Source organism: Gemmatimonadota bacterium (assembly GCA_026706845.1).
Lineage (GTDB): Bacteria > Latescibacterota > UBA2968 > UBA2968 > UBA2968 > VXRD01.
Window position 1 is genome coordinate 20,036 of the sequence record JAPOXY010000138.1, and the last position, 9,894, is coordinate 29,929.

At 49.9% G+C, this 9,894-nt stretch carries 11 protein-coding genes; 9 read left to right on the forward strand and 2 right to left on the reverse strand.

The annotated features are described in order from the left end of the window. Positions 1–25 precede the first annotated feature (25 nt). Genes OXG87_13575 through OXG87_13600 form a run of 6 tightly spaced genes read left to right on the forward strand, consistent with a single transcriptional unit; the run spans position 26 to position 6,234 of the window. Positions 26–2,356, forward strand: a complete 2,331-nt coding sequence (locus OXG87_13575) for a TonB-dependent receptor (protein MCY3870585.1) — start codon at positions 26–28, stop codon at positions 2,354–2,356. A 30-nt stretch (positions 2,357–2,386) separates the two neighbouring features. Next, complete coding sequence (locus OXG87_13580) at positions 2,387–3,151, forward strand: hypothetical protein (protein ID MCY3870586.1); 765 nt, start codon at positions 2,387–2,389, stop codon at positions 3,149–3,151. A gap of 26 nt (positions 3,152–3,177) precedes the next feature. Beyond that, entirely contained in the window at positions 3,178–3,501 is a 324-nt protein-coding gene (locus OXG87_13585) for an antibiotic biosynthesis monooxygenase (GenBank protein ID MCY3870587.1), read from the forward strand. Continuing rightward, positions 3,501–4,358 carry a hemin ABC transporter substrate-binding protein gene (locus OXG87_13590; GenBank protein ID MCY3870588.1) on the forward strand — a complete coding sequence of 286 codons (858 nt, stop codon included), beginning with the start codon at positions 3,501–3,503 and terminating at the stop codon, positions 4,356–4,358. The genes OXG87_13585 and OXG87_13590 overlap by 1 nt, the downstream gene beginning before the upstream one ends. Further along, entirely contained in the window at positions 4,355–5,455 is a 1,101-nt protein-coding gene (locus OXG87_13595) for an iron ABC transporter permease (protein ID MCY3870589.1), read from the forward strand. The genes OXG87_13590 and OXG87_13595 overlap by 4 nt, the downstream gene beginning before the upstream one ends. After that, positions 5,455–6,234, forward strand: coding sequence for a heme ABC transporter ATP-binding protein (locus OXG87_13600; GenBank protein ID MCY3870590.1), 780 nt, complete (start codon positions 5,455–5,457; stop codon positions 6,232–6,234). Before OXG87_13595 ends, OXG87_13600 begins: the two co-directional genes overlap by 1 nt. A 66-nt stretch (positions 6,235–6,300) precedes the next feature. Here OXG87_13600 and OXG87_13605 read toward each other — a convergent pair whose 3' ends face one another. Continuing rightward, positions 6,301–6,783 (reverse strand): ferritin, encoded by a 483-nt coding sequence (locus OXG87_13605; GenBank protein MCY3870591.1) that lies wholly within the window; start codon positions 6,781–6,783, stop codon positions 6,301–6,303. Positions 6,784–7,045: 262 nt separating this feature from the next. Between OXG87_13605 and OXG87_13610 the strand changes: the two genes are divergently transcribed. The 3 genes from OXG87_13610 (at position 7,046) to OXG87_13620 (ending at position 9,314) form a co-directional block, all read left to right on the forward strand. After that, a complete protein-coding gene (locus tag OXG87_13610; GenBank protein MCY3870592.1) occupies positions 7,046–7,564 on the forward strand; it encodes a ferritin in 519 nt (172 codons plus the stop codon). Between the two features lie 465 nt (positions 7,565–8,029). Continuing rightward, a complete protein-coding gene (locus OXG87_13615; GenBank protein MCY3870593.1) occupies positions 8,030–8,911 on the forward strand; it encodes an RNA polymerase sigma factor RpoD/SigA in 882 nt (293 codons plus the stop codon). Between the two features lie 4 nt (positions 8,912–8,915). After that, positions 8,916–9,314, forward strand: coding sequence for a VOC family protein (locus OXG87_13620; protein ID MCY3870594.1), 399 nt, complete (start codon positions 8,916–8,918; stop codon positions 9,312–9,314). Between the two features lie 141 nt (positions 9,315–9,455). Here the strand turns inward: OXG87_13620 and OXG87_13625 are convergent. Further along, positions 9,456–9,894 (reverse strand): leucine-rich repeat domain-containing protein (locus tag OXG87_13625; GenBank protein ID MCY3870595.1); only part of this gene is annotated, 439 nt, incomplete at its 5' end.

Here is a 9,894-nt window from a genome sequence, read left to right on the forward strand (position 1 = left end):
AACAATATCTGGAAAAGAGGCTCTTATGAGATACGTACTGGATGGAATAAAATGGATTGGATTGCTCCTCTTTCTGACCTGGCAATGCAATGCCGTTGCGGCAAAACATGAAACGGGTCAGATTCAGGGAGTGGTGCAAACATCTGAAAGAACGCCGCTACCCAATGTGAATATCACCATTGCAAATACACCATTGGGAACTGTGAGCTCATCGACAGGGCGGTTTTCTTTCAACAATGTGCAAGCTGGTGATTACGTCCTTATAGCGCGCCTGGTAGGATATCATCTCGTGGAAAAAGAGATAAAAATCTCGACAAACACCACCGCGCGAATGACCATCGCGTTGACACCCGAAACCATTGCATTGCCGCCAATTGTTGTCACAGGCACCAAATCGTCTCGCAAAGTCGAAAATGCACCCATCCAAACACAGGTCATTACCAAACGAGAAATCGATGCATCTGGCGTAATAAATTTGAGAGGCCTGCTGGCCGAACAAACCGGGCTTGCCGTCATATCCGATCACGGCATGGGCGTTCAGATGCAGGGCTTTGACCCCGATTATACGCTTATTCTCCTGGATGGCGAACCCATCATCGGCCGCACAGCGGGAACGCTCGATCTGGACCGCTTTTTGGTGAACAATCTCGAGCAAGTAGAAATCGTCAAAGGACCAACATCGTCGCTCTATGGCAGTGAGGCACTCGCCGGGGTGATCAACCTCATCACGCGAATGCCTGAAAAACCATTCTCCATATCTGTGCGTCCGCGCTATGGCAGCTTCGGCTCCTTGAATTTCACTGGCGAATTAGAAACCCACCAACGCAATATCGGGACCTCATTCTTTATTGACAGAAGCCAGAGTGACGGATATGACCACACCCCCGAAACGATTTCTCCAACCGCGCCTGAATATGTCACCTATACGGCAAATCCCAAAATCGTTTACCGCCCCAATCCTCGAACCACGCTATCGCTTGCAGCGCGGGTATTTGTAGAAGACCAATACAGCCTTGATGAAATCTACGCAAACGGTGCGATAGAGGCCATCCACAGCGATGCGCGATTGACGGATTGGAATATCAATCCCAAAATCGTCTTTCAATGGACACCCGATTTCCAGATAACGGGAAAATTTTATACCACCAGGTACCACACCAAAAGCGAGCTCACCTATCGCAACAGTGGCGAGACCTACTCTGCCTCAACTTTCACCCAAAACTATCACAAAGCCGAATTACAGGCCCAAAAGCTCATAGGAAAAACAAATCTGATCACAGTGGGCGCAGGAGGCATTTGGGAATCGGTCAAAGCAGACCGCATCACAGGTGGGCGACAAACCTCGCAAAATGCCTTTGCTTTTCTTCAAGAAGAATGGTTGCCCACCACATGGCTCAACATCGTCCTCAGCGGACGCATTGATGCACACAGCGATTACGCAACCCGTTTAAGCCCCAAAGCAGCACTCCTCATCAAACCAATACCCTCTCTGCGTCTCCGCGCCTCTATCGGCAGCGGCTTCAAAGCACCCACCTTTCAGCAATTGTATCTGGATTTTACAAATCCCTCCGTGGGTTATTCCGTGTTGGGATCAACATACATGCGCGAAGGCCTGGCATTACTACAACGCGAAGGCCGTATTGCCGCCATCTTGCAAGATGTTGAATCACTGGAACAGATCCGCGCCGAAAGTGCGGTTTCGTATAACGGAGGCATTGAAATCGCCCCGCGAGGCAGTATATCCGCCAAAATCAATTTCTTCCACAATAACGTACAGGACCTCATCGAAGCCTCGCCCATCGCGCGCAAAATGAGCGGACAAAGTGTCTATACCTATTTCAACCTCAATCGCGTCTTTACAAAAGGCATAGAAAGCGAACTCACACTAAACCCATTCTCAGACGTGACCCTATCCGCCGGCTATCAGTATTTGGAAACCGGGGATCGAGAAGTCCTGGACAAAATCGAAGCCGATCAAATTGTAAAAATTGACACAGAAACCAACAAGCTGCGCCACGTTGAAATATCTGAATACGGCGGTTTGTACAATCGCTCAAAACACACGGCCACGATGCGATTCTTTTTCCACAATGAGAAACTCGGTTTTAGCGGGAGTTTGCGCGGTATTTATCGGGGGCGATACGGTTATCGCGACCGCAACTTAAATACCATCTTAGATGCACCAGAAGAATATGCACCGGGTTATGACCTCTGGCACATCTCCATATCCCAACACATCCGCAAAGTCGCGACAGTTCAATTGGGCATCGACAACATATTCGATGAAAAGCGACTGGACTACACCCCTTCACTGCCCGGGCGAACACTCTATGCAGGATTGACAAAGAGCTTCTAATCACTTCAAATTTTCAGGGAGGATACCGTCGTGAAAACTCTAAACCTGTTACTCTTTTGTATTTTTGTTTTAGCAACAGCGCCAGCACTGGCACAAACACCGTCCAATGCCGATTTTGACGGCAGTGGCACAGTCGATTTCCCCGACTTTCTCCAGTTTGCCCAGGCTTTTGGCACAACAGAGGCCTTATACGACCTCGACAACAGTGGAACGGTTGATTTTGCAGACTTCTTACTCTTCGTCCAGGTATTCGGCAGTGAAGCCGCGCCAGCCCCTGCGCCAATTACAACGCTAACAGAAGTCGTCGTCCAGGATATTCCCGCCGACCCGAATCGGCAGGACGTCTTCACATATTACAGCCTTCGAGACAGTGCTATTGTATCGCCAGCAGATTCCAACTCCACAAAATGGGATATTGCGTTTAAGGGGACGACCGTCTTAACCAACAGCGGCAGCAGCGGTCCAGGTGAAGGCGGTGCAATCGTACTCACAGCAACAGATTACGATACCCTTTCAACAGCACCCGAATCGGGATATGTACAGGATCAGGCCGGTCTTCCCGCTATCGGCAGAGCCTGGTACACATATACCGGGCCTGAGGGTTTTCCACCCCATGCCATCCTGATGAACCCCGGGATCGTACTGGTTATCCGCACCGCAGATGGTCGTTATGCCAAGCTCAAATTTACGAGCTATTACAAAGGCGGTGGCGCAATACCATCTGCTGGCGCACAATCGCGTTTTTACAATTTCACCTACACATTTCAACCCGACGGGACGCGCTCGCTTCGGTGATTGAAACACAAGACAGGAGGTCTGTTATGATAGCTGTTGCCAATCGCATTTTTGTAAATCCAGAATACGCCGAACAATTTGAAGAGCGTTTTCGCAATCGAGCACATCTGGTGGATGGCATGCCGGGTTTTATCTCCAACAAAGTATTACGCCCGAAAAAAAAGGATCATCCCTATATCGTGCTCACCTTTTGGGAATCGCACGAGCATTTCAAAAACTGGGTCAATTCCGAGGCATTTCAAAAAGGCCACGCCAGGTCGGGATCATTACCCAAAGAGGCGTTTACAGGTTCAAACCAATTGGAGATTCACGAGGTTTTTCTGGACTCTGAACACAAGGAGACAGTCTAATGCGCCGCGTACCCATTCTTCTATTCCTGTGTTGCGGATTATTCACACAAGCCCGTGCCGATGAACACGTACAGCGCGTCGTATCGGTAGGTGGCGACGTCACAGAGATTGTGTACGCACTCGCCGCCGATTCACTCCTGGTAGGTGTAGATACATCCAGCCAATATCCCGAAGCCGCAACATCCCTGCCCAAAGTGGGATACCAGCGTCGGCTCTCAGCCGAAGGCGTATTGTCTCTAAATCCAACCCTGGTATTGGTCAGCGCAGATGCGGGGCCACCCGCAGCCCTGGAACAAATTCGTCAGGCCGACGTGCGGGTGGTGGTATTGCCCGACTCATATACGGTCGAGGTCGCTAAAAAAAAGATCCGCGCGATTGCCAGTGCGCTGAAAAAGACAGAAAAAGGGGAAGCTCTCGCACAAAAATTATCTGACGACATGCAGCAAACGCGCCAATTGCTCGCAAAAGTATCTCGTCATCCCCGCGTATTATTTATCTATGCACGAGGGCAGGGCACAATGTTAGTATCGGGAAAAAATACATCTGCCAATGCCGTGATCAATTTAGCAGGTGGCGTGAATGCCGTGACCGAATACGACGGATATAAACCTTTAACATCTGAGGCAGTAGTCGCTGCGGCACCCGATGTCATTTTGATGCTCGAAAGCGGACTGGAAAGCCTGGGTGATATAGATGATCTGCTCAAAGTACCCGGCGTAGCATTGACACCGGCCGGACAGGAACGGCGCATTGTGACGATGAATGGCATTTATCTGTTGGGATTCGGTCCCCGGTTGGCCGATGCAGTGCGCGACCTGTCTCATCTATTACACCCACAATTGAAAGATGGGTCATGAGCGCGGTACCAACAGTTTTACAACGGGATGGTATTCGCATTTCTCGCTTACAAATAAAACGAACCTCTCTGATATTGCTGGCACTGTGCGCCTTGCTATGCGTACTGGCAGTAGCCTCGGTGGGCATTGGCGCAGTATCCGTTACACCCGCACAGGTTTTGTCGATCTTTGCAAAACGAATGGGGTTTTCTGTTGAGCAAACATTTCAATCGCACCAGGAAGCTGTTGTCGTCGCCATTCGGCTGCCGAGAGTCCTGTTGAACATACTCGTCGGAGCTGGATTGGCTGTATCTGGTGCTGCCATGCAGGGGCTTTTTCGCAACCCATTGGCCGACCCCGGTTTGATTGGCGTGTCAAGTGGTGCCGCATTAGCTGCGGTATCCGTAATTGTCCTGGGCGCGACTGTATTGAAGGGCCTATCGGAGATTTTGGGCATCTTTACACTGCCCATCGCTGCATTTATCGGCGGGGTCGCTGCAACACTACTGGTCTATCAATTGTCCGCGACAAGTGGACGCGTAGCTGTGGCAACAATGCTGTTGGCGGGCATAGCCATCAATGCATTGAGCGGTGCATTAACGGGTTTATTGACATTTGTGGCAACAGATGCACAGTTGCGCAATATCACATTCTGGAGCATGGGCAACATGGGTGGCGCGACCTGGACCTCGGTGAGCGTAGTAACGCCTTTTATTATTATATCGGTCTGTTTGCTCGGTCTCTATGGACGCGCGCTCAACATCTTTTTATTGGGAGAATCCGAGGCGAGGCATCTGGGCGTATCTGTCGAACGCATGAAGCGCGAAGTGATAACACTGGCTGCGCTCGCTGTGGGTGCATCGGTTTCTGTGGTGGGCATAATCGGATTTGTCGGCCTGGTGGTGCCGCACCTTCTGCGGTTATCAATTGGGCCAGATCATCGCTACTTAATCCCGGGAGCAGCACTCCTGGGGGCTTCTCTATTGATGGCCGCTGATCTGGTAGCACGCACGCTTGTCGCACCTGCCGAATTGCCCATAGGCATTGTAACAGCAGTCATCGGCGTACCCTTTTTCCTCTTTTTATTGCTACAAAATCGCAACCGACAGGTGTTTTGATGTTTGAAGCGCGCGGGGTTTCTGTTCTAATAGATGGGCACTATCTGCTCAAACGCGTTTCGATCCAGATCGCACCGGGCAAAGTTGTGGCCGTGCTCGGGCCAAATGGCGCAGGCAAATCCACGTTGGTAAAAGTGATGTGCGGTGAGTGGGTCCCCTCTGAGGGAACGATCTGGATAGATGGATGTTCTATTGCCGATTTAACACCTATTAACTGTGCGAAACAGCGCGCGATTTTGCCACAACAGTCTTTTTTAACTTTCCCCTTCCGCGTTTTAGACGTGGTGCTGATGGGGCGCTTCCCACACGTAAAAGGCATAGAAAGCGCGCGGGATTATGAGATTGCACAGGAGGCTTTGAAACGGGTAGGCGTGGCGCACCTGGAACAGCGCGTTTATCCAACACTATCGGGTGGCGAGCAACAGCGGGTACAATTTGCGCGCGTACTGGCCCAAATATGGGACAAACATCTCACCGCAGGGCGATATCTGCTACTGGACGAACCAACGACAAGCCTGGATTTATCGCATCAGCATCAGGTATTGCAACTGGCCCGGAAATGGGCCAGCAATGAAACAGGAGTACTCTGCGTGTTGCACGACCTCAACTTAGCTTCCCAATATGCCGACGAGGTACATGTGTTGAAAAATGGCGAACAAGTGGCCAGTGGTGTTCCCAATCAGGTACTGACGCCAGACGTGGTTTCAGATGCATTTGATATTCGCGTACGGCAAATTATCCATCCCGTCAAAAAATTTCCACTCATTGTACCCAAATAAAAAAGCACCCTCAGTATATATCTCTGAGAGTGCTTCTGTATTCAGTCTGCCTGCGGACACAAGTATTTATCCCCCCATATCCCGATCCAGTAAAAACAGACCATAAGCGTCATCGCCCACCAGCTTCAACTTTTGCACAATACTGCTGATTTGGGCCTCCTCTTCTACCTGTTTCTCGATAAACCACTTCAAAAAAATCTCCGTTGCATGGTCGCGCTCATTCAGTGAGAGATCGACCAGATCATTGATCATCCCACTGGATTTCTGCTCTTGCCGATGCGCATCTTCAAAAACCTCCAGAGGGGATGCCCATTCAGAAGGGGGTTCGGCGATCTGCTTGAGCAGAACCCGACAGTTCCGCGCATTAATATAATCCACGATCTTGAGCGCGTGCATCCGTTCTTCTTTGTATTGCTCGCGCATATAATGGGCGAACCCATGCAGATTTACCTCGTGAAAATACGTCTCCATGGCGAGATAGTGAAATGCCGAATGGAACTCAAAATTGAGTTGCTCGTTCAAAGCCATGAGGACCTTTTCGGGAATCATAACAAAAAACAAACCTCCTGTTGGGTGACTTATGAGCCACACTGGGGTAGTCAAATACTCCGCGTTTAGGTACCCTAAAGTTTTACGCAATTTCGCAAAAAGAATCAATAGAAAAATTCGCTACACCATTGGGGATTTATTGCTCTAAATAAAGTATAATCAATCAATTATTTTAACAGGTTGACAAAATCCATATTTTTCTTATACTTATCCCCCCCTTTTGGATACTCCTTTTTTCTCCCTCTCGCAACAGGAGGACACCATGATCAACACAAACATAAACGCCGCGCTCAATGAGCAACTCAACATGGAATACTACTCGGCGTATAGTTATCTGGCAATGTCCGCGTATTTTCTCACGCAAAATCTCAACGGCTTTGCCCATTGGATGCGCGTTCAAGCCCAGGAAGAACTCACCCATGGCATGAAAATATACGACTTCCTCGACGACCGCGAGGCCGATATACGCTTTAGCGCCATTGATACCCCCAAACAAAGTTGGGACAGCCCATTAGAAGTATTTGAAGACAGCCTTGCCCAGGAGCAAAGAGTCTCTCAAAGCATCTACAACATCGCCGATCTCGCCCTGTCCGAACGCGACCACGCCACCCATACCTTTCTCCAGTGGTTTATTGCCGAACAGGTCGAAGAAGAAGCCATTGTCAGGGAATTGATCGACACGATCAAGCTGGTCGGCATAGAGGGCAACGGTTTGTTCTTGCTCGACCGCGACCTCGCACAGCGACAACTCAATGGCACAGATACTGCCGAGGGCCAATAGCAAGCCTGTAACTCGTTAAACAAGAGTTATTTATTGACAAATGAAATTCTATTTATTATTATTCCTCAATATGCCAATAAGTATTTCATCTAAAAATATCAGGAGAATGGCACAGAAAAATAGTTGCATTACATAATTGAATCCGCTATCTTGTCTGCCCAAGTATTATTTTTCCCCTCAATACTTGCCCCACACTATGATTTGGTCGAACACACCGCTCCCCTGCGGCCCGTGGTCGTTTCCCCATCCAGATCAACTCCCCAAAGCAACACTCCCCTAAACCAGGTTGTCACATAATCAGGCCATTGGTATCCCCATGATCGATGTGCCGTATATTCTGGCAACAACCGATTCTCTCCCATACAAGAGTCGGAAGGTGTCACAGTACTTATTGTGAACCTTTGACGAGTTGAAACACAAGACACTCGATCAAGAGAGTCGATTTTTCAGTCACGGGGGAAATACATGTCTGCCGCACTTATGAGTTACAGGACCTCAAACGGAACAAATGGAGGCAGCAGTTCCGCACTGGAACTCTATTTTAAAGACATCGCCTATAGCGAATTGCTCACGCCACAAGAAGAAATTGATCTGGCCAAGCGCATTCGCAAAGGAGACCGCAAAAGTCTGAATAAAATGATCGAATCCAATTTGCGATTCGTCATTACCATAGCCAAAGAATATCAGGGACGCGGCCTGCTCCTGGAAGACCTCATCGCCGAAGGCAACATGGGTCTTGTTCGCGCAGCCACCCGCTACGACGAAACCGTAGGCGTCAAATTCACCACGTATGCAGTCTGGTGGATTCGACAGGGCATCTTATCGGCATTGGCAGAAAAAGCCCGCATGGTGCGACTGCCCGTCAACAAAATCAAACACCTGAGCAAATTGGAACGCATATCCTCAGAACTCAAACAATCGCTGGGGCGAGAACCGCGTGTTGAAGAAATCGCTGCACAGGCCGAACTGCACCCCAAGCAAGTTCAAGACCTCCTCAGCGCTTCGCGGTGGCATGTCTCGTTCGACATGCCCCTTGAAGACGGCCCTGACACCAGCTTGCTGGAAATGTTGTCAGACAACGATCAGGAAACCCCGGAAGAGGCCATGCTCGAAAGCTCCATGGCAGAGGAAATACGCACCGCGCTCAACACATTGGCTCCGCGCGACGCCCGCGTGTTGCGCCTCTATTTTGGCATCAACAGCGGTGAAACAATGACGCTGGAACAAATTGGCAACATCCTCAACCTGACCAAAGAGCGCGTGCGCCAAATACGCGACAAAGCCCTGGCGGCACTCAAGCATCCCTCTCGTATGCGAAAAATGAGAACCCTACTGATGGAGAATTGATCCGGTGGCCAATCACATGGAATCGGCTGGCATGGGCATCACCCGCGTCAGCCACATCACATTGGTTACAGGCAACCTCGAGCGCGCATCTGCATTTTACGAAAAAATTCTGGGGCTGCAACCCATCCCCCGGCCAGATTACGACTTTGCAGGTGCCTGGTATCGCTGTGGCGACGTCGAAATCCACCTGATCCTCGCCGAAGAATACCCCCGTCCCTCGCGCCGCCACATCGCCTTTGAAGTCGCTGACTTCGACCGCGTCATCACCTCGCTCGACCGCGAGCGCGTGCGCGTGGCATCAGGTCCCGGCGTGCGTCCACACGACGGCACGCGCTATGTTTTCGTACACGACCCGGATGGCAACCTCATCGAAATCGGCCGTCCGGGAAAGCTTGAGGGGTAAGGGTTCTCACACAAAGACACAGAGACACAAAGAAAGAGAAAATAAAAACGGGCCGCGATCCCTTGAGATCGCGGCCTAATTTTTTAGCAGCCAAGTATCAGAAAATACTGAGTTTTTAAGGGCCATCGGTATTCGGGTCAATTAGAAATTCACCGAAACCCCTCTCGCTTGAAGTGCTGGAATATGTGTGTTGATGGATACGGCACTCAGAGGATTACGCGTTATAGAAATCCGGTCCCCGCTACTTAATCCCATGTTGGACACCAGCGGTGAGAGGTCTGAAATGCGGTTGGTAACAAGATACAGTGTTGCCAGACTGGTTAAGTTTTCAAGCGGTGAAATATCCGAGATGTTGTTGGAGCCAAGATATAGTGTTGCCAGACTGGTTAAGTTTTTAAGCGGTGAAATATCCGAGATGCTGTTGGAGCCAAGAAATAGGTCTGTCAGGCTGGTTAAGTTTTCAAGCGGCAAGATACCTGAGATGCTATTGTTGGCCAAATACAGATTTGTCAGACTGGTTAAGTTTTCAAGCGGTGAAATATCCGAGATAATCAGGTTATTATTGAGGTCCAGCCTTGTC

Excerpts from the sequence above, each read along its gene's own strand:
- OXG87_13590 (MCY3870588.1), top strand. The coding sequence starts at position 3,501 with ATGCGCCGCGTACCCATTCTTCTATTCCTGTGTTGCGGATTATTCACA.
- OXG87_13610 (MCY3870592.1), top strand. The coding sequence starts at position 7,046 with ATGATCAACACAAACATAAACGCCGCGCTCAATGAGCAACTCAACATG.
- OXG87_13575 (MCY3870585.1), top strand. The coding sequence starts at position 26 with ATGAGATACGTACTGGATGGAATAAAATGGATTGGATTGCTCCTCTTT.
- OXG87_13615 (MCY3870593.1), top strand. The coding sequence starts at position 8,030 with ATGTCTGCCGCACTTATGAGTTACAGGACCTCAAACGGAACAAATGGA.
- OXG87_13585 (MCY3870587.1), top strand. The coding sequence starts at position 3,178 with ATGATAGCTGTTGCCAATCGCATTTTTGTAAATCCAGAATACGCCGAA.
- OXG87_13600 (MCY3870590.1), top strand. The coding sequence starts at position 5,455 with ATGTTTGAAGCGCGCGGGGTTTCTGTTCTAATAGATGGGCACTATCTG.
- OXG87_13605 (MCY3870591.1), bottom strand. The coding sequence starts at position 6,783 with ATGATTCCCGAAAAGGTCCTCATGGCTTTGAACGAGCAACTCAATTTT.
- OXG87_13595 (MCY3870589.1), top strand. The coding sequence starts at position 4,355 with ATGAGCGCGGTACCAACAGTTTTACAACGGGATGGTATTCGCATTTCT.